This window comes from Vibrio sp. St2 (assembly GCF_947311885.1).
Taxonomy (GTDB): Bacteria; Pseudomonadota; Gammaproteobacteria; order Enterobacterales; family Vibrionaceae; genus Vibrio; species Vibrio coralliilyticus.
In genome coordinates, this window is sequence record NZ_CAMZNA010000017.1 from 1 (window position 1) to 22,555 (window position 22,555).

17 protein-coding genes and 2 tRNA genes are annotated in these 22,555 nt (G+C 46.5%); 7 read left to right on the forward strand and 12 right to left on the reverse strand.

The features are described from left to right. Position 1: 1 nt before the first annotated feature. Both QMA41_RS24020 and QMA41_RS24025 read right to left on the reverse strand, forming a co-directional pair. Positions 2-74: transfer RNA gene (locus QMA41_RS24020), tRNA-His, on the reverse strand. A 42-nt stretch (positions 75-116) separates the two neighbouring features. Beyond that, a tRNA-Arg gene (locus QMA41_RS24025) sits at positions 117-193 on the reverse strand. Positions 194-480: 287 nt separating this feature from the next. Here QMA41_RS24025 and QMA41_RS24030 point away from each other — a divergent pair. Then, on the forward strand, positions 481-894 hold the full coding sequence (locus QMA41_RS24030; protein ID WP_281630792.1) for a cytochrome c5 family protein: 414 nt from the start codon (positions 481-483) through the stop codon (positions 892-894). Between the two features lie 75 nt (positions 895-969). On the opposite strand, the gene rep is transcribed toward QMA41_RS24030, so the two are convergent. Then, the gene (gene rep, locus QMA41_RS24035) at positions 970-2,988 is read right to left on the reverse strand and encodes a DNA helicase Rep (protein WP_006957602.1); all 2,019 of its coding nucleotides are present in this window, start codon (positions 2,986-2,988) and stop codon (positions 970-972) included. 200 nt (positions 2,989-3,188) lie between these two features. Here rep and QMA41_RS24040 point away from each other — a divergent pair, with 200 nt between their 5' ends. The 4 genes from QMA41_RS24040 (at position 3,189) to QMA41_RS24055 (ending at position 8,429) form a co-directional block, all read left to right on the forward strand. After that, complete coding sequence (locus QMA41_RS24040) at positions 3,189-3,770, forward strand: TetR/AcrR family transcriptional regulator (RefSeq protein ID WP_029236302.1); 582 nt, start codon at positions 3,189-3,191, stop codon at positions 3,768-3,770. An 18-nt stretch (positions 3,771-3,788) separates the two neighbouring features. Further along, positions 3,789-4,895 carry an efflux RND transporter periplasmic adaptor subunit gene (locus QMA41_RS24045; RefSeq protein ID WP_006957597.1) on the forward strand — a complete coding sequence of 369 codons (1,107 nt, stop codon included), beginning with the start codon at positions 3,789-3,791 and terminating at the stop codon, positions 4,893-4,895. 11 nt (positions 4,896-4,906) lie between these two features. Beyond that, entirely contained in the window at positions 4,907-8,029 is a 3,123-nt protein-coding gene (locus QMA41_RS24050) for a multidrug efflux RND transporter permease subunit (protein WP_006957595.1), read from the forward strand. A 148-nt stretch (positions 8,030-8,177) separates the two neighbouring features. Next, the gene (locus tag QMA41_RS24055) at positions 8,178-8,429 is read left to right on the forward strand and encodes an accessory factor UbiK family protein (RefSeq protein ID WP_006957593.1); all 252 of its coding nucleotides are present in this window, start codon (positions 8,178-8,180) and stop codon (positions 8,427-8,429) included. A 281-nt stretch (positions 8,430-8,710) separates the two neighbouring features. On the opposite strand, the gene ilvC is transcribed toward QMA41_RS24055, so the two are convergent. Beyond that, the gene (ilvC, locus tag QMA41_RS24060) at positions 8,711-10,195 is read right to left on the reverse strand and encodes a ketol-acid reductoisomerase (RefSeq protein WP_006957592.1); all 1,485 of its coding nucleotides are present in this window, start codon (positions 10,193-10,195) and stop codon (positions 8,711-8,713) included. 145 nt (positions 10,196-10,340) lie between these two features. Between ilvC and ilvY the strand changes: the two genes are divergently transcribed. After that, the gene (ilvY, locus tag QMA41_RS24065; protein WP_006957590.1) at positions 10,341-11,231 is read left to right on the forward strand and encodes an HTH-type transcriptional activator IlvY; all 891 of its coding nucleotides are present in this window, start codon (positions 10,341-10,343) and stop codon (positions 11,229-11,231) included. 66 nt (positions 11,232-11,297) lie between these two features. Here ilvY and hemN read toward each other — a convergent pair whose 3' ends face one another. From hemN to QMA41_RS24090, 5 genes are all read right to left on the reverse strand, one after another. Beyond that, entirely contained in the window at positions 11,298-12,686 is a 1,389-nt protein-coding gene (gene hemN / locus QMA41_RS24070) for an oxygen-independent coproporphyrinogen III oxidase (protein WP_281630777.1), read from the reverse strand. 185 nt (positions 12,687-12,871) lie between these two features. Further along, complete coding sequence (locus tag QMA41_RS24075) at positions 12,872-13,360, reverse strand: DUF2489 domain-containing protein (RefSeq protein ID WP_006957586.1); 489 nt, start codon at positions 13,358-13,360, stop codon at positions 12,872-12,874. A gap of 8 nt (positions 13,361-13,368) precedes the next feature. After that, positions 13,369-13,926, reverse strand: a complete 558-nt coding sequence (gene yihI / locus QMA41_RS24080) for a Der GTPase-activating protein YihI (RefSeq protein ID WP_006957584.1) — start codon at positions 13,924-13,926, stop codon at positions 13,369-13,371. After that, positions 13,926-14,564 (reverse strand): class I SAM-dependent methyltransferase, encoded by a 639-nt coding sequence (locus QMA41_RS24085; protein WP_281630778.1) that lies wholly within the window; start codon positions 14,562-14,564, stop codon positions 13,926-13,928. Before QMA41_RS24085 ends, yihI begins: the two co-directional genes overlap by 1 nt. Before the next feature lie 787 nt (positions 14,565-15,351). Further along, the gene (locus QMA41_RS24090) at positions 15,352-15,969 is read right to left on the reverse strand and encodes a c-type cytochrome (protein ID WP_006957580.1); all 618 of its coding nucleotides are present in this window, start codon (positions 15,967-15,969) and stop codon (positions 15,352-15,354) included. Between the two features lie 148 nt (positions 15,970-16,117). On the opposite strand from QMA41_RS24090, the gene yihA reads away from it, so the two are divergent. Further along, positions 16,118-16,780, forward strand: a complete 663-nt coding sequence (gene yihA / locus QMA41_RS24095; protein ID WP_065740984.1) for a ribosome biogenesis GTP-binding protein YihA/YsxC — start codon at positions 16,118-16,120, stop codon at positions 16,778-16,780. 763 nt (positions 16,781-17,543) lie between these two features. On the opposite strand, the gene polA is transcribed toward yihA, so the two are convergent. The 3 genes from polA to hemB form a co-directional block, all read right to left on the reverse strand. Beyond that, complete coding sequence (gene polA / locus QMA41_RS24100) at positions 17,544-20,339, reverse strand: DNA polymerase I (protein ID WP_281630779.1); 2,796 nt, start codon at positions 20,337-20,339, stop codon at positions 17,544-17,546. 619 nt (positions 20,340-20,958) lie between these two features. Beyond that, a complete protein-coding gene (locus QMA41_RS24105) occupies positions 20,959-21,393 on the reverse strand; it encodes a GNAT family N-acetyltransferase (protein ID WP_019277644.1) in 435 nt (144 codons plus the stop codon). Positions 21,394-21,453: 60 nt separating this feature from the next. After that, positions 21,454-22,500 carry a porphobilinogen synthase gene (hemB, locus tag QMA41_RS24110; RefSeq protein WP_006957572.1) on the reverse strand — a complete coding sequence of 349 codons (1,047 nt, stop codon included), beginning with the start codon at positions 22,498-22,500 and terminating at the stop codon, positions 21,454-21,456. Positions 22,501-22,555 lie beyond the last annotated feature (55 nt).

Genomic DNA, 22,555 nt, shown 5'->3' on the forward strand with positions numbered 1-22,555 from the left:
GGGTGGCTAACGGGACTTGAACCCGCGACAACTGGAATCACAATCCAGGGCTCTACCAACTGAGCTATAGCCACCATTATATTTGCCAATTTAACTTACCTTAGTAAGCGTCCGGATGGCGCGCCCGAAAGGATTCGAACCTTCGACCTTTGGCTCCGGAGGCCAACGCTCTATCCAGCTGAGCTACGGGCGCATGCCCTATCGGCGGAGTGGAATAATACGTATATCACACTAGGCCGTCTAGTACTTTTTAAACTTTTTTTATCGTTTGGTGCCTTTTTCGGCAATTAAAGTGTGATAAACCCCTATTTCCCATTAGATAACCCCATGGAAGCGGGTAACTTGTTGTTTATTGCAACAAGTTATCAGGATATAATCACCCAATATTTACATTGATTTAACAGCAAAACGCTGTGGATCAAACCACACTCTAATAATAGGTAAGCACGAACTTACCTTCAGGAATGTAAAGTGAGTTTAATGGATATGTCTCGAAAAATCTTAACCGCTTTGGTCGCTGCGATCACTTTTTCTAGCGCCTCTTTTGCAGCTAATGTAAGCCAAGAAGAATACGATGCGATTGCAGAACGCATTAAACCTGTTGGTGGTGTTTATCTGGCAGGCGCAGAGCCAGTAAAAGAAGAGCCAACTGGCCCACGTGATGGTGCGACAGTATACGGCACATTCTGTATCGCTTGTCACGCATCAGGTGTAAGCGGCGCACCAAAAACTGGTGATGCTGGTGACTGGGGTCCTCGTATCGCACAAGGTAAAGACGTGCTGAAAGACCACGCAATTAACGGCTTCAACGCGATGCCAGCGAAAGGGTCTTGTATGGATTGTTCAGATGACGAAATCGTTGCTGCGATTGAGCACATGATTGCTGGTCTGTAATCCCACCTTATATAGAAGAAGGGCTTGGTTTTTACCAAGCCCTTCTTTTTTGTCTGTGCGCCTTATAAGTGGCAACTACTTCTTATTGAACATCGCACGAATATTAGCGATGTGAGCCTGCCCTTTGGCCATGCGCTCTTCTTGCGTCTGGGGCTTTTTATTCACTTCCCACTCCACATCATCAAATGGAAGCTCATCAAGGAAGCGACTCTGGGTCGGCTTTATCAACTCACCAAACTGGCGGCGCTCTTTACACATGGTAAAAGTTAACTCGCGCTGGGCTCGTGTGATCCCTACGTACATCAGACGGCGTTCTTCCTCGACATTATCTTCATCAATGCTGGTCTGGTGAGGTAAAATGCCCTCTTCCGAACCAATCAAGTAGACATAAGGAAACTCCAAACCTTTTGACGCATGTAAGGTCATCAGTTGCACCGCATCACTGTCATCATCTTCTTCACCCCGCTCCATCATGTCTCGCAGTGTCAGACGTTGAACCACCTCTTTAATGGTCTTTTCTTCCTGATCATAATTGTCCCCTTCTAGGTCAGCCACAATCCAAGAATACAGGTCCGAGACGTTTTTCATCCGCATTTCTGCTGCTTTTGGACTCGCAGAGGTTTCATATAGCCAGTCTTCGTAGTTGATGTCCCGCACCAATGAACGCACCGCTTCTACAGTGTCTCCTCGCTCAGCCTGATCGGCAATCTTGACTAACCACTGACTAAAGCGGCGCAAATTTTCTAACCCACGGCCAGACAAGTGCTGCTCCAGTCCGATCTCAAAACTGCACTCAAACAGGCTCTTACCGCGCATATTGGCGTAACTGCCCAGTTTTTCCAAGGTTACTGGGCCAATCTCACGCCGTGGCGTGTTCACAATACGCAAAAATGCATTGTCATCATCCGGGTTCACCAACACACGTAAATACGCCATGATGTCTTTGATTTCAGCACGAGCAAAAAATGAGGTACCGCCAGAGAGCTTGTAAGGCACTCGGTTTTGCATCAGCGATTTTTCAATCAGACGAGACTGATGGTTACCACGATATAAGATAGCGTAATCGCGGTAATCAGTACGATTGAGGAACTTATGGGCGATCAGCTCACCCGTCACTCGCTCCGCTTCATGTTCTTCATCTTTCGCCAGCAACACTTTGAGCTTTTCGCCATCGGGGATTTCAGAAAACAGCGACTTCTCATACACGTGCGGGTTGTTGGCAATTAAAATATTGGCAGCGCGCAGAATTCGGCTGGTAGAACGATAGTTTTGCTCCAGCTTTATCAAACGAAGACTTGGGTAATCTTCACCCAATAACACTAAGTTCTGTGGTTTCGCACCACGCCAAGAATAGATTGACTGGTCATCATCTCCTACCACCGTCAGGCGACCCCGCTCGCCAACAATCAGTTTGACCAACTCGTACTGACTGGTGTTGGTATCCTGATACTCATCGACCAATAAATAGCGAATACGATTCTGCCAACGCTGACGGACTTCTTCATTGGTACGCAGCAGCAGAACCGGTAAAGCGATCAAGTCATCAAAGTCGAGCGCATTGTAGGCTTTCATCTGTTTCTGATACATATCGAAACAGAAGGCAAACAGTTGCTGCTGTTCCCCTTGAGCATATGCTTTCGCCTGCTCCGGAGTCAGCATGTCATTTTTCCAGTTGGAAATGGTACTGAGTAGCTGGCGTAGTAAATCTTTATCGCCATCGAGCTGTTTCTCAGTCAGCTCTTTCAATAGTGCTAGCTGATCTTGGTCGTCAAACAGAGAAAAACCTGACTTTAACCCCAACGCCTTGTATTCACGTTTAATAATGTTGAGACCTAAGGTGTGGAACGTCGACACCATCAAACCTTTCGATTCGTTCTTGCCTAACGTCTGACCGACACGCTCTTTCATTTCACGTGCTGCTTTGTTGGTGAATGTCACCGCAGCAATATTTCGAGCTTTGTAACCGCACTGCTGAACCAAATACGCAATCTTATTGGTAATAACACGTGTTTTACCCGATCCCGCCCCCGCCAAGACCAGACATGGTCCCGATACGTACTTTACGGCTTCATCTTGATTGGGGTTCAGCTTCATAGGAGTCTCTGAGGTCAAAATCTTTGGCGCCTATAATAATGGTGCAATAGTTCGATTGCTATGTTTAATCGTAGTGCACCAATTCCAGCTAAAATGATCTCATTGACTGTAAATTTACATAATTAACGAAATGTTTTATTGCACTAGTGTGCAGTTATTGGGCTATAATGAATGAACGTTCATTCATTGATAGTGAGACTATGTCTAGTAACACGGCAATAGATAAACACGAGCAGATCCTCACAGCAGCAGAAAAGCTGATTGCAGAGTCGGGTTTTCAAGGCCTGTCGATGCAAAAGCTGGCTAAAGAAGCTGGGGTGGCTGCAGGTACTATCTATCGTTATTTCTCAGATAAAGAGCATCTCCTGGATGAAGTGCGTTTAAATGTCGCCGAACGGATTGCAACTGCCGTCCAAGCTGGCGTCAATGACGATATGCCCTTGAAAACACGCTATCGCACTATGTGGTTAAACATCTGGAACCTTGCAGGTTCCAATATGGAAACCCTGAGTAATCGCGTTCAATATGAATCTCTTCCCTGTGCAAATAAGCGAAAAACTCGGGAACTTGAGCGACAAATGTTTGCCCAAGTGGATCGGTTGTTTAATCAAGGAAAAGAGCAAGGGATTTTTAAACCTCTCGACAATGAGATTCTTTCAGGGCTGAGCTTTGAAGCCAGTGTTGCACTGGCCCGAAAACATGCTTTGGGATACTACCAGCTGGATGAAGCAGCCTTAGAAGCCGCAATCGAAGCTAGCTGGGATGCAATAATTCAACACTAACTTGGAGTTCTGATCAGAATGAAAAAGTGGACTTTCTTTATGTTGCTTATCGCAATACTACTATTTGGTAGCGTGATAGGCTTCAATCTATTCAAGCAACAGAAGATAGCCGAATATTTGGCTAATCGCCCAGAGCCTGAGTTTCCGGTGACCGTAACGGAAGTGAAGCCTGTTGATTGGGTACCTGTGATCGAAGCGATCGGTTTCATCGAACCGAACCAAGGTGTCACAGTTGCCAATGAAACAGCGGGTGTGATTGATAAAATTACTTTCGACTCAGGTACTGCCGTTGAAGAAGGTCAGCCTCTTGTTCTACTTGACTCTGAAGTGGAAAAAGCAGACCTGAAGAGCTCTCAGGCGAAGCTGCCGGCAGCTCAGGCTAAATATAAGCGTTACCAAGGCCTGTACAAAAAAGGGTCTGTATCGAAAGAAGCGTTTGATGACGCCGAAGCAAGCTATTTCTCGCTTAAAGCGGATATCGAAAGCTTAAAAGCGACCATCGACCGCCGTGAAATCAAAGCTCCTTTCGCAGGCGTAGTTGGTATTCGTAATGTTTACCTAGGTCAATACTTGCAAGCAGGTACGGACATTGTTCGCCTGGAAGATACTAGTGTTATGCGCTTGCGCTTCACTGTGCCTCAGACTGACATCTCACGCATCAAGCTAGGTCAGCAAGTGGATATCTTCGTTGATGCTTACCCTGAAACACCATTTGAAGGCTCAATCACCGCGATTGAACCCGCGGTTAACATCCAAAGTGGTCTGATTCAGGTTCAAGCCGATATTCCAAACAGCGATGGTAAGCTACGTAGCGGTATGTTCGCGCGTGCCAATATCATTCTGCCAACGCTGGACAATCAGGTGACTCTGCCGCAAACCGCCATTACCTTCACACTCTACGGTGACAATGTTTACATCATCTCTGAAGAGAACGGTGAGAAGCGCGTTAAGCAGCACGTGGTTAAAGTTGGTGAACGCGTGAAAGACATCGCTCACATCCTAGATGGCGTTAAGCCTGGTGATGTTGTAGTGACATCTGGTCAGGTTCGTCTGAGCAATGACGCGAAAGTTCGTGTAGTAGAAAGCGATGCAACTACTCCACCAGCTGAAACACCAATGCTGTAATTGGAGGCCTCATGCGCTTTACTGATGTTTTTATTAAACGTCCAGTTTTAGCGGTATCGATCAGCTTTTTGATCGCCTTGCTTGGTTTGCAAGCGGTGTTCAAGATGCAGGTCCGAGAATACCCTGAAATGACAAATACGGTAGTAACGGTAACCACCAGTTACTACGGCGCCAGTGCCGACCTTATCCAGGGCTTTATTACCCAACCTCTGGAACAGGCTGTGGCTCAGGCCGACAATATCGATTACATGACTTCATCGTCGGTACTCGGTACATCGACCATTACCGTTAACATGAAGTTGAACACTGACCCGAATGCTGCCCTGTCTGACATTCTGGCTAAGACCAACTCGGTTCGATCTCAGCTTCCAAAAGAAGCCGAAGACCCAACTGTGACCATGTCAACGGGTTCTACAACCGCGGTTCTCTACATCGGCTTTACCAGTGATGAACTTTCATCAAGCCAGATCACAGACTACCTAGAGCGTGTAATCAACCCGCAGCTGTTCACCGTTAATGGTGTCTCTAAGGTTGACCTCTACGGTGGTATGAAATACGCACTGCGTATTTGGCTAGACCCTGCAAAAATGGCAGCACTGGGCAAAACAGCTACTGATGTCATGAACGTGCTAAATGCCAACAACTACCAGTCAGCGGCTGGTCAGGCTGTGGGCGAATTCGTTCTGTATAACGGTAGCGCTGATACTCAGGTATCTAACGTCGAGGAGCTAAAGAACCTTGTTGTAAGCTCTGATGAAGGTGATGTCACTCGCTTAAGCGATATCGCAAAAGTCACACTTGAGAAGAGCCACGATGTTTACCGTGCAAGTGCCAATGGTAAAGAAGCGGTCGTAGTTGCGATCAACGCGGCGCCAAGTGCGAACCCAATCAACATCGCAGCCGATGTCCTTGACCTGTTACCTCAGCTAGAGCGTAACCTGCCAAGTAACATCGACATGAACGTGATGTATGACTCGACCATCGCCATCAATGAGTCGATCAACGAGGTTATTAAGACCATCGCTGAAGCGGCATTGATTGTACTGATCGTAATTACGCTGTTCCTCGGTTCTTTCCGTGCGGTTATGATTCCTATCGTTACCATTCCGCTATCTCTGATTGGTGTGGCAATGGTGATGCAGGCAATGGGCTTCTCATGGAACCTGATGACGCTACTGGCGATGGTATTGGCCATCGGTCTGGTGGTGGATGATGCGATCGTTGTTCTTGAGAACGTCGACCGACACATCAAACTGGGAGAGTCTCCTTTCCGTGCTGCGATTATCGGTACACGTGAAATCGCGGTTCCGGTTATCGCTATGACCCTGACACTGGGTGCGGTATACGCGCCGATTGCCTTGATGGGTGGTATCACGGGCTCGTTATTTAAAGAGTTTGCCCTCACCCTCGCAGGTTCGGTATTCGTATCCGGTATCGTCGCTCTGACGCTGTCGCCTATGATGTGTTCAAAAATGCTTAAGGCAAATGAAACGCCAAGCAAGTTCGAACAAAAGGTACATAGCGTATTGGATGGCATGACCAATCGTTACGAGCGAATGCTGGGTGCGGTCATGAAACACCGCCCTGTGGTGATTGGTTTCGCTATCATAGTGTTTGCTAGCTTGCCGATGCTGTTCAAGTTCATCCCAAGTGAACTGGCACCGTCAGAAGATAAAGGCGTGGTCATGCTGATGGGTACAGCTCCATCGAATGCCAACCTCGACTTCATGCAAAACACCATGAACGACGTGAACCGAATTCTGTCTGACCAGCCAGAAGTAGCGTACGCGCAGGTGTTTACTGGTGTACCTAACTCGAACCAGGCATTTGGTATCGCATCTATGGTGCCTTGGAGTGAGCGTGAAGCGAGCCAGTCTGAAGTTGCTAACCGCGTGACAGGTTTAGTCGGTCACGTACCAGGCATGGCGGTAACGGCATTCCAGATGCCAGAACTACCAGGTGCAGGTTCAGGCCTTCCGGTTCAATTCGTGATTACCACACCAAACGCGTTCGAAAGCTTGTTCACTATCGCGACCGATATTCTTGGCGAAGTGAAGTCTAACCCGATGTTTGTTTATTCTGAGCTGGACCTGAACTACGACTCAGCGACAATGAAGATCAACATCGATAAAGACAAAGCGGGTGCGTATGGCGTAACAATGCAGGACATTGGTACCACGCTGAGCACTATGATGTCTGATGGCTACGTCAACCGAATTGACCTCAATGGTCGTTCGTACGAAGTGATCCCTCAGGTCGAGCGTAAATGGCGTCTTAACCCTGAATCGATGAACAACTACTACGTGCGTGCTGCAGACAACCGCGCAGTTCCACTAGGTAGCCTGATCACCATTGATGTTGTCGCTGAGCCACGCTCACTGCCGCACTTCAACCAGCTGAATTCAGCCACCATTGGTGCTGTAAATGCACCAGGCACAGCCATGGGTGATGCTGTAAACTGGCTCGAAAGTATTGCGACTGAAAAACTGCCAAACGGTTACAACCATGATTACATGGGTGAAGCTCGTCAGTATGTGACAGAAGGTAGCGCACTGTACGCCACATTTGGTCTGGCACTGGCGATCATCTTCTTGGTTCTGGCGATTCAGTTTGAATCACTCAAAGACCCAATCGTTATCATGGTTTCCGTACCGCTGGCGATCTGTGGTGCTTTGATAGCTTTGGCATGGGGCGCAGCCTCAATGAACATCTACTCGCAGGTCGGTCTGATCACCTTGGTTGGTCTGATTACCAAGCACGGTATCTTGATCTGTGAAGTTGCCAAAGAAGAGCAGTTACATAACAAACTTGGTAAGACAGAAGCGGTCATGGAAGCGGCGAAAGTTCGTCTACGTCCTATCCTAATGACGACTGCGGCGATGATTGCAGGTCTGATCCCACTGATGTACGCAACGGGCGCAGGTGCCGCTCAGCGTTTCAGTATCGGTATCGTTATCGTTGCTGGTCTGGCGATTGGTACTCTGTTTACCCTGTTCGTACTGCCGGTTATCTACAGCTACCTAGCTGAGAAACACAAGCCGCTACCAGTGTTTGTTGAAGACAAAGACTTGGAAAAGCTGGCCCGTGTTGACGAAGCAAAAGCGGCGCAACGTCAGTTATCTGACAACAGCTAAACTCAACGTTTGCCAAAAGGCCACTTCGGTGGCCTTTTTTATTGGTTACGATCTGCCACTAGCCACTTCGAATTTTTACTATCGAAGTAGCGACTTTCTGGTACCAATTACATAGAATACAAACAATAGAGACAGGAGTTTTCGTCACATGTTTGACCCAAAGAAACTAGAGCAAATTGCTAAACAGATACATGATTCAATGCCAGCACCGGTTAAAGAGCTTGGCGCAGACGTTGATCAGAAAGTTCGCCAAGTCATCCAAGGCCAGCTGAATAAGCTGGATGTCGTTAGCCGTGAAGAGTTTGATGTGCAGACTCAAGTACTGCTACGTACTCGCCAAAAGCTGACCGAAATGGAGCAGAAGCTGGCTGAGCTGGAAGAGAAGCTAGCAGACAAATAAACGCTTTATACAAGCGATAAGGTTCAAGGGTTGGCGTACTGCGTCAGCCCTTTTCTTTTGCTGACTCAATAACCACAGCAGACGCTGAGCTATACCTTCGGCTATTCCCCAGACACAAAAAAGGCTTGGTCAACGGCGACCAAGCCTTTTCATTTAGATGTTGTGTTTATTTTGTATTTATTACTCCAGTCTGTCTGGAGTTTTTACTAATCTGTTATCTAGATTAGTGAATTACTTGAAATTAAGGCTTCGACACCGAAATGGAACCTTAAGACAAGTAATTAGCCGCCTACTGCGATACGCTTCATATCTGTCATGTAGCCACGTAGCTCTTCACCAATGTACTCTACCGGGTGGTTACGGATAGTTTCGTTCACAGCGATTAGTGTTGCGTTGTCAACTTGGTTAGATTCTTCACCTAGGCCTTTACCGATAACGTCAGTGCCAATTGAAGGCATGAACTTCTCACGCAGTAGCGGAGTTGCTACGTTAGCGAATAGGTAGTTACCGTATTCAGCTGTATCAGAGATAACAACGTTCATTTCGTACAGACGCTTACGTGCTACTGTGTTTGCGATTAGTGGTAGCTCGTGTAGTGACTCGTAGTACGCAGACTCATCAATGATGCCTGATGCCGTCATTGCTTCAAATGCTAGCTCAACACCTGCGCGAACCATTGCAACCATTAAGATACCGTTGTCGAAGTACTCTTGCTCTGAGATCTCAACGTCACCTGCTGGATAGTTTTCAAATGCTGTTTCACCTGTTTCTGCACGCCAGCCTAGTAGGTTCGCATCGTCGTTTGCCCAGTCAGCCATCATAGTGCTAGAGAAATGGCCTGTGATTACGTCATCCATGTGCTTGTTGTACAGTGGACGCATCAGCTCTTTAAGCTCTTCAGAAAGCTCGAACGCTTTGATTTTAGCTGGGTTTGATAGGCGATCCATCATGTGTGTGATGCCACCAAACTTCAGTGCTTCAGTGATGGTCTCCCAACCGTACTGGATAAGTTTACCTGCGTAGCTTGGGTCAATACCTTCAGCAACCATCTTCTCGTAAGAAACGATTGAACCTGCTTGTAGCATGCCACATAGAATAGTTTGCTCGCCCACTAGGTCAGATTTCACTTCAGCAACGAATGAAGACTCTAGACAACCCGCGCGGTGACCACCAGTACCAGCAGCCCAAGCTTTGGCGATATCCCAACCTTCACCTTTTGGATCGTTCTCTGGGTGAACCGCGATTAGTGTAGGAACACCGAAGCCACGCTTGTACTCTTCACGTACTTCTGTACCTGGACACTTAGGTGCAACCATCACGACTGTTAGGTCTTTACGAATCTGCATACCTTCTTCAACAATGTTGAAACCGTGTGAGTAACCTAGTGCTGCGCCTTCTTTCATTAGTGGCATCACCGTCTCAACCACGTTCGTGTGCTGCTTGTCTGGCGTTAGGTTAACCACTAGGTCTGCTTGAGGAATAAGCGTCTCGTAGCTACCTACTTCAAAACCATTTTCTTTCGCGTTTTTGAACGACTGACGCTGCTCATCAATCGCTGCCTGACGCAGTGCGTACGCTACATCAAGACCTGAGTCACGCATGTTCAGACCTTGGTTAAGACCTTGTGCACCACAACCAACGATAACCACTTTCTTACCTTTCAGGTAATCCGCTTCTGTAGCGAATTCACTGCGGTCCATAAAGCGACAACGGCCAAGCTGATCTAGCTGCTCACGTAGGTTTAAAGTATTGAAATAGTTAGCCATGTTAGGGCTCTCCTTTGAGAATTTATCCGTTTGGGTCGGTGTTTCATTACCGAATGCCTCGATACTAAATCAGACATCGGGTTGCTTAAAGTGATATATTCACAATTAGTTATTGCAAAAAATGCAACAAGGACGCACTTATTTCATGAACATTAAAAGTCTGCAATTGTTCATTCACCTGTGTGATAGCAAAAGCTTCGCAAAAACCGCTTCTGCCATGCACATCAGCCCTTCTGCACTCAGCCGTCAGGTACAAAAGTTGGAAGCAGAAACCGGGCAAGAGTTGTTCGTACGGGATAACCGCAGCGTTGAGCTGACCCCAGCGGCAAAAAAACTTTTGCCAGTGGCTTTAAAGATTCTTGGAGAATGGCAGAACTTCAATGCGCAGCTTCAAGGGCACGAAGAAGAGTTAAAAGGTGAGATTCGCCTGTTTTGCTCGGTGACTGCCAGCTACAGCCACCTGCCTGAGCTGTTGTCAGAGTTTCGCCTTCAGCATCCGTTTATCGAGTTTAAGCTGTCTACCGGCGATCCGGCTCAGGCAATAAACAAAGTCCTTAATGATGAAGTGGATGTCGCAATCTCCGCTCAACCAGAAGCACTACCCGCCAAGCTCAAATTTGAAACCATTAGTGAAATTCCTCTTTCAGTAATCGCCCCTGTCGGCGTGAGCAACTTTGCAGAAGCACTGCAAAAGGACAAACCTGACTGGTCGTCCATTCCTTTTATTGTGCCTGAATCAGGTACCGCACGAGACCGCGCCAATACTTGGTTTAAGGCGATGAGAATCAAACCAAACATCTATGCGCAGGTTTCAGGGCATGAGGCTATTGTCAGTATGGTTGCACTTGGTTGTGGTGTTGGGATTGCACCAGATGTGGTGATCAACAACAGCCCTGTCAAAGAGAAGATTCAACGGCTCAAAGTAGCGTCGATTAAACCCTTTAAGCTCGGAGTATGCTGCAAGCGTTCGCAACTGGATAATCCGCTGGTTAAAGCTTTATGGGAAGTCGCACAGGACGCTTACATCGCGCCCTAACTGGTTACCCGCAGAAACAATAAAGCCACCGTTCTCGGTGGCTTTATTGTTCATGGTCGGCTGCGATTAAATCACTCGTGAGAATTGCTGCTGACGCGCCTTTGCTCGGAGATATTTATCAAAACACATACAGATATTGCGAATCAGTAGACGACCGCGTAATGTCACTCGAATCTCTTTGTTGTCGACTTCCACTAGCTCATCATCAATAAAGGTTTGCAGCAGCTCGAGATCTTCTTTGAAGTAGTGATTAAATTCGACATCAAACTCCGTCTCAACTGATACTTTATCAAGTTTGAAGTTACAGATTAGCTGCTTGATGACTTCACGGCGCAGAAGGTCATCGCCATCTAAAGCAACCCCTTTCCACAGTGCATGGCGCTGCTCATTAACCTGAGCGTAGTACTTTTTCAGTTCTTTCTGATTCTGTGCGTACGCATCGCCAATCATAGAGATAGCAGAAACCCCAAAGCCAACCAAGTCACATTCACCTTGCGTAGTGTAGCCTTGGAAGTTGCGATGCAAGATGCCTTTACGCTGAGCGACAGCTAATTCATCATCCGGCTGAGCAAAGTGGTCCATACCGATAAACTGATAGCCAGCGTTAGTCAACGTTGCGATGGTATCCTGCAGGATAGCCATTTTTTCTTCCGCTTGTGGCAGGTCTTCGTCTTTAATCTTACGCTGTGCAGCAAACAGTTGCGGCATGTGAGCATAGTTAAAGATAGATAGTCGACCCGGCTGCATCTCAAGCACCTGAGCTAACGTTTCAGCGAAACGTGCTTTGGTTTGTTTTGGTAACCCGTAAATCAGGTCGAGATTGGTCGAACGGAAACCAAGCTTTTTCGCACGCTCAACCATAGCAAAGATGAATTCTTCGTCCTGTTCACGATTGACCAGCTTCTGCACTTCTTTATTGAAATCCTGAACACCAATACTTAAACGGTTAAAACCTTCTTCACGCAGGTGATCGAGCATATCCAGTTCAATCTCACGCGGATCGACTTCAATACTGATTTCCGATTCAGCTTCAAAGCTGAACTCAGCGCGCAGAATGTTCATCAAACGGCTGATTTGAGCTTTGGTCAGAAACGTGGGAGTTCCCCCACCAAAGTGCAACTGAGTCACTTTACGCCCTTGCAGTAAAGACGCGCGCGTCAGGATTTCCTGCTCCAGAACATCAAGATACTCATCGGCTTTATGTGCGTGACGGGTGATGACCTTATTACAGCCACAGTAATAGCAAAGCTTGTGGCAGAACGGAATATGAATGTAGAGCGACAGCGGACGTTCCGGATACTCAGTACAAGCCATGTCGTAGTCGGCAATGGTAAACGCTTCGTGAAATTCCAACGCGGTAGGGTAAGACGTATAACGCGGACCAGAATAGTTGTACTTATCGAGGATGGCTTGATCCCATACTATTTGTTGGCTTGCGACGACTTGCTGAGACATGGTGTTCTTCCGTTAGTGCTATATTGCGTATCCGGTGTGATTAACCGTTATATTTTTGCGGGCTATTTTGCCACACGCTGAGGCTGGTCGCCGGGTGGCATAGCGCTTTTTGAGTAACAATAGTCAGAATTGATAACTCGATCACTCCCCATAAGTGTAAGTGATCGAGTGACTAAAGTATCAATCTAGATCATCTGAATGTTGATCTGGTTGTTTAAAGGTTGAACTTTTTTCTGCAGCAGTTTGAGCTCTTCGACAATCGCATCCTGAAGGCGCGACTCGGCTTTGTGGCGTTCCAGATTTTGCTTCATGCGCTCTTTCTTCGCCATTTGTTGGCGATCTTCACCGCGAGGCATATCTTTTACAATGTGGAAAAGCTCGGCTGTCGCCGGGAATTCCTTATCAAAATCAACACGGTCTTCACCCTGAACGTAGTCCATGATGTTGTAGACACGAATACTGATTTCCGATAAATCACACTGGCCCTGAATACCGGCCATACACAATATATGGACGTTTTCAAAGATGTTGGCGTTACGCTTTTCGATGGCCAGCTTCTTATGCTGTTCCTGCAATTCCTTTTGCTTCTTCAACTGGAGCAGAAGGTAACCTGCATAGGACGCTAAGCCGAGAACAATGACTCCACCAGCAATGGCTAACAAGGTTACGTTCATGAATCGCTTTACCCTTTAAACTGGTCCAAATCCAGATCTTCAAACTGCGACAGCAGTTCATCTTCTGATGAGGCTTTCTTACTCACCTTTTTCGCCACAGGAGCGCTTGGCTCTTCAACGACTTCTGGCTCTTCTTCCTCTTCATAGAGGCCAAGTTGCTTCATCAGAATTTCAATACGCGCCAATTTCTCATCGACGTATTTCTGTAGACCTGCGCCTAGGCTTTCACCGTTATCAAGGCGATCAAGCAAGACATTCAGCTGAGCATCATTTTCCAGCATCTCTAGCTCTTGTTCTGCGTTGACTCGACGTTCTGCTTTGGTTGGCTTCTTCACCGCTTCAACCACAAGAGGAATTTTCTTCTTGCTTCCTAAACGTGGGTCGCGCTTTTGTCCAGCTGTCTGCTGTTTATTTTGCTTCGCTTCAGAGTTACGACCGCCCGTCTTTAGACCTTTGCGTTTTTTCTCTTTCTTGCGCAGACGCCCTTCAACGTCTGATTCTGTGCGATTACGAACGACGATAACGTCGCCATTACCGCCCGATCTTACTTTCTTACTACGGCTCATTACTGGGCTTTCCTCAGTAAAATTACATCATTACCAATAAATTCAAGCTTGAGCTGATCCCGCTCTGCCAAGTACTTAAACGTATTGCGGCTAAAAAAGACCACATGCGTTGGGTCATTTTTATAGTGCCATTTGGCAAACGCTTCGACATCAATGACCATCTTGGTCATCAGACCAATCCAGCCACCTGGCTTAACTAAATTCAACCATTGCTGCCATATCTGATCCGGATGATACAAATGCTCTATCACTTCAGTGGCAGTCATAAAGTCATACGTACAATCTAGCACCTCAGTATTAGGGTGATAATAAAGGTCGTACAACGACATGTTGTGTCCCTGCTCCTGCAACATCAAAGAGAGTGTGGGCCCGGGGCCACAACCAAAATCTATTCCTGTTGAGCCTGGCTCAATACGTTCCAATATGGGGTCTGCAACCCGCGATAAAAAGGTACGATAGCCAGCATCATTTGGATCGTTCTCATGCAGATCGTAGTGGGCTTTTTCAGCCTTTGCATCCAATCTTTGCTCTGGATTAACAAACACCAGCTCACATTGCGCACATTGAAGATACTCGCGACGTTTATCTTCGAAGTAATGCAGTGATTCCGGGTTATGGCAAAGTGGACAGTGGCGCATGATGACATCCTCAAACAGGGATGCGAAACATACCAGAAAGTGGCAAGAGAGTGGAGCACTATTGTGCAAATAATCATCGATTCAGTGAAATATTCCCTCTCCGACCAATAATATTATCGAAGGAATAAAGGAACCGTGTTGGCGAGAGATGGAGCTCGGTGGATTTCAGATATAAAAAAAGCGATAGATAACTCTATCGCTTTCTAAAAATGCCTTTCGGCGAAACTGTGTTGCACGGATTATCGTGCATCAAATTTCCATTTGTTTTTGGCGCTTTCCCTGCAAAAGGTGTCGTTTTTCACCGTCCTGGTGAATTTTGGCTTTCCGTTTACTTCCCGTATCTGGGCTAATCCTTAGCCTGATCCTTTTCGCTGTCTAAACCATTAGACGAGTCGACCATCCCTATCCAGTAAGCTTCCTGCTTACCTAAATTCCTTTAAGACCTCCAAGCATCCATCGCCTGCATCCTTGGAGACCATCATGGTCTAAATTCCGTATCAGCGCCCTGCCGATGAGTACACTTTAACGATTGACCAATTTTGAACAATCCACCTGAAGAAAAAAATCGGCCTTTTTTCGATCACCGATCTTCTTTTATTACTTTTCAAATAGTTACAAACAAGGCAAAGAAATGAGCACCAGCGAGGATAGCCGATCTCTTACAAAAGCTCGGGAAAGATGGAGCCACACAAGCAAAAAGGTGATGTGACCTGTGTCATACGAAAAAGCCCAGACTTTCGTCTGGGCTCATTCAATACAACATTGCTCGGGCAGTATTTAATAGGGCTTAGTGTAGGCCGCCAACATATTTAGACAAAGTATCGATGTCTTCGTCTGTCAGTTTCTTTGCGATATCTTGCATCATGCCGTTCATGTCGTTAGCACGAGAGCCATCGCGGAATTTAACTAGCTGAGCTTTAATGTAGTCAGCGTGCTGACCAGAAATTTTAGGGAAACCTGAAAGCTCAGTGCCGTTACCACGAGGACCATGACAAGCAATACATGCTGTCAGACCACGTGAAGCATCACCCGCTGTATAGAGGGTTTTGCCTTGTTCCACTACATTTTCAGGCGTAGTGTTGTGCGAAATTGGTAGTGATGCATAGTAAGCCGCAAGATCTTTCATATCCTGCTCAGACAGTGGCATTGCCATACCACCCATTACTGGATCAACACGACCCTGCTTACCACCACTGGTCATACCCAGCTTGAGGTCTTTCAGCTGCTTCTCAATATATTTAGCATGCTGACCTGCTAGCTTAGGGTACATTGCGAGTTGACTGTTGCCATCAGCACCGTGGCAGGCAACACAAGTTTGGGATTTTGCTTTACCAGCTTCAATACTGCCTTGGGCCCATACAGAGCAGCTGGCTAAAAGACTCAAGATTAGCGCTAATTTCTTCATGACATTCCATTATAATTATCAAGCTTCCAGTACCACTCAGAGTTGCCACTCATGGTACAATAGGCGACCTTATGCCGAGCACGGTTATTTTACACAATTTCACAAAAAAGTAATCAATCGACTACACAAAGTCGAGATGGAGTTAACAGTGAGCGTAAAAATTCATTATCAAAACACCCATTTCATCACCAGTGCACCTGATATTCGTCACATGCCTGAAGATGAAGGTATCGAAGTTGCGTTCGCAGGACGCTCCAACGCGGGCAAATCGAGTTCTCTTAACCGACTGACGAATCAGAGAAGTTTAGCAAAAACCAGTAAAACACCAGGTCGAACTCAGTTAATCAACCTGTTTAAAGTGACCGATGGCTGCCACATCGTCGATTTACCGGGATATGGCTTTGCTCAAGTACCGCTGGAAATGAAAAAGAAGTGGCAAAAATCACTCGGTGAATACCTACAAAAGCGTCAAAGCCTAAAAGGTTTAGTCGTATTAATGGATATTCGCCACCCAATGAAGGACCTCGATCAGCAACTTATTTTCTGGGCGGTCGACAGCGGCATCCCTGTACAGGTCCTACTGACCAAAGCAGACAAGCTGAAAAGTGGCGCGCGCAAAGCTCAGGTGCTTAAGATCAAGAAGGATTCTGCTGGGTTCGGTGGTGACGTGAGTGTCGCCGCGTTTTCTTCTCTGAAAGGCATTGGCGTTGACGTACTGCGTAATAAACTTGATGAGTGGTTTGCCCCTGCCGTTGCAGAGCAATTGACTGATGAGATTATTGAAGACCAGCAAAGCGACGAACAAGAATAGGCGCACTGCCGGATGAAACCAGCCTCACTATTCAGTGGGGCTTTTTTGTGTCTGAAGAGTAACGCTGAAAAAGAAAAGGCTTAGAAATAAAAATCCCCACCATCCTGGTGGGGCAACGGGAGAGAAATAGGAGGTAGTTATTATTATGCGAATAGGATTGTTCAAAGCCGCAAACAATGCAACGTCTGATTTTTCCTCTTCCACTTCCCTCTCCAACAACCCCTTCTACCGATAAAACTCTAAAAAATATGAAAAAATTCATTATTAACATCCAACAAGGCGCGCGAGTTCTGGTTTGGTTTTCTGTTTAAAAAAATAAAAGTGTGACTGAAGTTTTCTTACAAAATTGGTCTGAGTTACCAAATGCTGTGATTAGTGAATATTAGGAACAAGTGATGTGGTAGTGAGAAGCCGCTAAAGCTGTACTATCTATGAGAATGGCAATAAAGATTTGAAATGTATTGAAATTTTCTTTAGCACAATAAAAAACGCCCCAGTCAAATACTGACTGGGGCGGCTGAATCAGCCTAATCCAATAACGTGAAACAAAAGGTCTGAAAGATAGAACATCTTACCTCTGTACCCTACGCCGTTTAATGTACAACAATTGGTCAGAAATGAAAACTCTTTTTGTAATTTTTTTTCATTAAAATTTTATTAAACTACAATACTCACTTTTGAATGGTTGCTTTTTTAGGAACAAAAAAAAGCCAGCGATTGGGCGCTGGCTCATATTATTCAATCAATTTTGGCTATTTTTTGTCTAGTGCGCCTGATCCCAGTTGTCACCATGACCCGCTTCCGCAATCAAAGGTACATCCAGCTGAGCAGCGGATTCCATCAATTCTTGTACTTTACTTTCAATTTCGGCTAATGCTGACTCCTGAACTTCGAAGACCAGTTCATCGTGCACCTGCATCAGCAATTTCACTCGACCCTGGCCTTGGCTCTCAATCCATTCATCCACCAATAGCATGGCTTTCTTGATAATGTCCGCTGCTGTGCCCTGCATTGGAGCGTTGATCGCAGCACGTTCTGCCGCTTTACGACGCATGCCGTTGCGTGATTTTATTTCTGGCAGATGCAGACGACGGCCAAAGATGGTTTCGACATAACCTTGTTCAGCTGCGGCACTACGTGTGTCTTCCATGTATTGCATCACACCTGGGTAGCGCTCAAAGTAGGTATCCATGTATTGCTGTGCTTCGCCACGTGGAATACCCAACTGTTTTGCCAGGCCAAAAGCACTCATACCATAAATAAGGCCAAAGTTGACCGCTTTCGCACGACGACGCTGTTCAGCTGACACCTGCTCGATGTCCACACCAATGATTTCAGCCGCTGTCGCTGCATGAATGTCTTTTCCTTGCTGGAAGGCATCTAGTAGCGCTTTGTCTCCTGAAAGGTGCGCCATAATACGCAATTCAATCTGGGAGTAATCGACCGCCATGATCTTGTAACCATGTGGTGCAATAAACGCCTGGCGAATACGTCTACCTTCATCATTACGGATTGGGATATTCTGCAGGTTAGGATCGGTCGAAGATAGACGGCCAGTCGCGGTTACAGCCTGATGATAAGACGTATGGACACGGCCTGTTTCAGGATTAATCATTTTCGGCAGCTTATCAGTATAAGTTGATTTGAGCTTCGCTAAGCCACGATATTCGAGGATCAATTTTGGCAACGGGTAATCCAGCGCCAACTCCTGCAGAACCTCTTCATTAGTTGAAGGCGTACCCGATGGCGTTTTCTTCACAACTGGCAGACCCATTTTCTCAAACAGAATCGCTTGCAGCTGCTTTGGCGAATTCATGTTGAACTCTTGCTCCGCGATTTCAAACGCTTGCTGCTCCAACTCATCAAGGCGCAACGCAATTTCCTGCGACTGAGCGGCCAGCTTCATGTCATCAATCAACACGCCTGTGCGTTCAATACGTGATAAAACGGGAACCAGCGGCACTTCGACCTCTTCATAGATGGTCTTCAGCTTTTCATCCTGCTCAATGTTGGCGAGCAAGCGATTGTGTAAACGGAGGGTCACATCAGCATCTTCTGCGGCGTATGGTGAAGCTTGTTCCAGTTCAATCTGATTGAACGTCAGCTGCTTCTTGCCTTTACCCGCAATCTGCTCAAAAGAAATACAGCTGTGCTGAAGGAATCGCAGTGCCAGGCTGTCCATATCATGCTTGCCACCCACGCTGTTATAAACGTATGACGCGAGCATGGTGTCATGCTTAATGCCTTTCATCTCAATGCCGTAGCGAGCCAATACCGACGCATCGTATTTTAGATTCTGCCCCACTTTCGCCTGAGCATCATCTTCAAGAATCGGCTTCAATTGCTCTAGTACCCAATCGCGATCAAGCTGCTCTGGCGCATCAAGATAATCATGCGCCACAGGCACGTATGCAGCGACGCCTTCTTCTGTCGCAAACGACACACCAACCAGATTCGCCACCATGTAATCGAGGCTGTCGGTTTCGGTATCAAACGCGAAGACATTCGCCGCTTTGAGTTTATCTAACCAAGTATTGAATGCCTGTTGGTCAAGAATGGTTTCGTACTGGCTGCGATCAATCGTCACTGCAGAGGTATCGATCTCGCTGGCTGTAGCAGAGGCTCCAGCCCCCGACGCTGCGCCGGACTTTTCATCTGCCACGACAACACCCGTACCACCTTCCAGTAATTCATTGAGCCAAGATTTGAACACCAACTGGCCATACAGTTTGATCAGCTCATCGGTATTCGGTTCGGCCTTGAGCAGTGAGTCTGGCGTCTCTTCCAGCTCAACATCCAACTTAATCGTGGCAAGCTCGTAAGAAAGAAACGCTTCTTCTTTGTTATCGACCAGCTTTTTCGCCATGGTCTTCGAGCCACGGAACCCAAGCGGTGCGATGTCATCAAGATTGTCGTACAACTTCTCCAAACTGCCGATACCCTGCAGTAATGCAGTTGCGGTCTTATCACCAACACCCGGTACACCTGGGATGTTATCAACTTTATCGCCCATCAAAGCGAGATAATCGATAATCAGCTCTGGTGGGATACCAAACTTTTCAATCACGCCTTCTCGATCCATCACCACATTGGTCATGGTGTTGATCAGAGTCACGTTGTCATCCACCAACTGCGCCATATCTTTATCGCCGGTACTGATCAACACTGGCATCCCCGCTTGTGAAGCCTGATACGCCAGCGTACCAATCACATCATCCGCTTCCACACCCGGAACACAGATCAGAGGCAAGCCCATTGCGCGAATCACATTGTGCAGAGGTTCAATCTGACAACGGAGATCATCTGGCATCGGAGGACGGTTGGCTTTGTATTCCGGATACATCTCATCACGGAAGGTTTTTCCCTTAGCATCAAAGACCACTGCGATACGCTCAGAGGCGAACTGACGCATCATACTGCGTAGCATGTTTACCACACCATAAACAGCGTTCGTCGGGATATCACCGTTGCTCATAGTGCCCGGATAAGCATGAAATGCGCGGTAAAGATAAGAAGAGCCGTCAATCAAAATCAACGGGTTGTCAGGAATACGAGCCATAGTCTTTAAGCATCCAAAGAAAAAAGATCTGCCTAGAATGCCATGACTCTGACAGTGGATCCATTTTAACTCTGCATGCACTACTCACACATTTGGCGAATAATCTTTCACACCACAGCCTCAACTGTGGATAACTCTGTTTATATTATTTATCCACTAACGCTTTGTATCGTCACAAAACTGTAATTAAACAATTTAAGATACTGAAAAATATAACAAATGAATTAGATCGATCGTAAATAGATCGATCTTGAAACGATCCTCAACTGTGGAAAAGACTACTGGTGTCCTTTTATCCAACCACAGATTTCAGGCATAAAAAAAGCGACATCGTATCGATGTCGCCTAGCAAAAAGGGGTCAAAGCGTATTCAATTGAATCGTTAGCTTTGCCATAAAGCTATAAATTACACTGGAAGCAATGTGAGCAATGTCGTGTCAAAAAGAACTAGTGCAAGTTCAATTAAGTTCAGTGTCATCACCGTCTCCAAGTTGAATCTGGTAACTCGACGTCCTTGTGAACTTCTCTTATTCCCTAAGACGAGATAAATAATAATTATTCTCATTTATCCCGTCAACCCCTAAATGAGAAAAAATCTCATTTAATTTTTATGACAGTGCTACAACTGCTTCACGAAATGAATTCTAGATTCGACTAGGGGATCTTTTACTTCAAACTTTTCAATTAGATAACCATTCCTCAGCAAGAGTCTTAACATGGAAGGAAATTGATTACGGGATTTCACCTTAAGTTGAGAATAAGCGTGTTTTTTGACCCAGATCTCCTGATAATCGAGTAACTTCTGTGCCACCCCTTTATTTCTAGCTAGTGGTGATACCCCACCGAACCAGCTATAAAATGTGTTTTCGTCGATTTCATATCCAATTTTAAACCCAAGTAGCTGGCCATTTTCTTCAGCCACCTGAATGAGGTGTCGCTTACCGTCTAATCGTTCGGACAAGCTTTCTACGCTTTCTTTGTGTATGAACTCTTTGATAGTCGCGACAATCTCAACACACTCTTCTAGTGTTCCAAGTCGATATTCAACGCTCATCGGTTCTCCTTAAACAACAAAGGCTGGCAAAAGCCAGCCTTTTAATATTTGTAAACTGAGTTATTCAGCGTCTTTTAGAAACTGAGCAGGCTGAGCATTTTCTTCTGCCAACCACTCAGCGACATCTTTAGCAAAGTAAGTCAGGATACCGTCTGCACCTGCACGCTTAAAGCAAAGCAGTGATTCCATCACAGTCTCACGCTCTTTAAGCCAACCGTTTTGGAATGCCGCCTTGTGCATCGCGTATTCACCCGAGACTTGATAAGCAAACGTCGGGACTTGCAGTTCCGATTTAACACGGCGCACCACGTCAAGATATGGCATACCCGGCTTGACCATCACCATGTCCGCGCCTTCGTTGACATCCATTGCGACCTCATGCACCGCTTCATCACTGTTGGCAGGATCCATCTGGTAGTTTTTCTTGTTACCACCTTTAAGGTTACCCGCTGAGCCGACTGCATCACGGAAAGGCCCATAGTAATAAGACGCGTATTTCGCAGAGTAAGCCATGATCTGAGTATTGATATGGCCTGCTTCTTCCAGCGCTTCACGAATCGCGCCAATGCGACCATCCATCATATCTGATGGCGCAACGACATCAGCGCCCGCTTCTGCGTGAGACAAAGCCTGTTTGACCAGAACTTCTGTCGTCGCGTCATTCAGGACGTAACCTTCTTCATCGATGATGCCGTCTTGGCCGTGCGTTGTGAATGGGTCAAGTGCCACATCAGTAATTACGCCAATTTCTGGCACATGCTCTTTCAAAGAACGTACCGCGCGCTGAACCAAACCTTCTGGGTTGTACGCTTCAGCTGCACACAAACTTTTTGCGTCCTGATTCACCACAGGGAACAATGCAATCGCCGGCACACCAAGTCTGGCTAAGTACTGTGCTTCTTCCAACATCAGGTCGATAGACAGGCGCTCAATCCCAGGCATAGAGTCAACGGTTTCGCGGCGGTCTTTCCCCATCAGAATAAACATTGGGTAAATCAGATCACTTGCCGTTAGTTGGTTCTCAGCCATTAGGCGACGACTAAAGTCATGTTTACGTATACGACGCATGCGACGGCCAGGGAACTGACCTTGAATGGAAACTGACACTCTGTTCTCCTTGTGTGGTGAAAGTGCTTGATTTGCATGATATCACTCTTGAGTA

Coding starts and splice junctions, on each gene's coding strand:
- QMA41_RS24030 (WP_281630792.1), top strand. CDS start 481: ATGGATATGTCTCGAAAAATCTTAACCGCTTTGGTCGCTGCGATCACT.
- rep (WP_006957602.1), bottom strand. CDS start 2,988: ATGAAGCTGAACCCCAATCAAGATGAAGCCGTAAAGTACGTATCGGGA.
- QMA41_RS24040 (WP_029236302.1), top strand. CDS start 3,189: ATGTCTAGTAACACGGCAATAGATAAACACGAGCAGATCCTCACAGCA.
- QMA41_RS24045 (WP_006957597.1), top strand. CDS start 3,789: ATGAAAAAGTGGACTTTCTTTATGTTGCTTATCGCAATACTACTATTT.
- QMA41_RS24050 (WP_006957595.1), top strand. CDS start 4,907: ATGCGCTTTACTGATGTTTTTATTAAACGTCCAGTTTTAGCGGTATCG.
- QMA41_RS24055 (WP_006957593.1), top strand. CDS start 8,178: ATGTTTGACCCAAAGAAACTAGAGCAAATTGCTAAACAGATACATGAT.
- ilvC (WP_006957592.1), bottom strand. CDS start 10,195: ATGGCTAACTATTTCAATACTTTAAACCTACGTGAGCAGCTAGATCAG.
- ilvY (WP_006957590.1), top strand. CDS start 10,341: ATGAACATTAAAAGTCTGCAATTGTTCATTCACCTGTGTGATAGCAAA.
- hemN (WP_281630777.1), bottom strand. CDS start 12,686: ATGTCTCAGCAAGTCGTCGCAAGCCAACAAATAGTATGGGATCAAGCC.
- QMA41_RS24075 (WP_006957586.1), bottom strand. CDS start 13,360: ATGAACGTAACCTTGTTAGCCATTGCTGGTGGAGTCATTGTTCTCGGC.
- yihI (WP_006957584.1), bottom strand. CDS start 13,926: ATGAGCCGTAGTAAGAAAGTAAGATCGGGCGGTAATGGCGACGTTATC.
- QMA41_RS24085 (WP_281630778.1), bottom strand. CDS start 14,564: ATGCGCCACTGTCCACTTTGCCATAACCCGGAATCACTGCATTACTTC.
- QMA41_RS24090 (WP_006957580.1), bottom strand. CDS start 15,969: ATGAAGAAATTAGCGCTAATCTTGAGTCTTTTAGCCAGCTGCTCTGTA.
- polA (WP_281630779.1), bottom strand. CDS start 20,339: ATGGCTCGTATTCCTGACAACCCGTTGATTTTGATTGACGGCTCTTCT.
- QMA41_RS24105 (WP_019277644.1), bottom strand. CDS start 21,393: ATGAGCGTTGAATATCGACTTGGAACACTAGAAGAGTGTGTTGAGATT.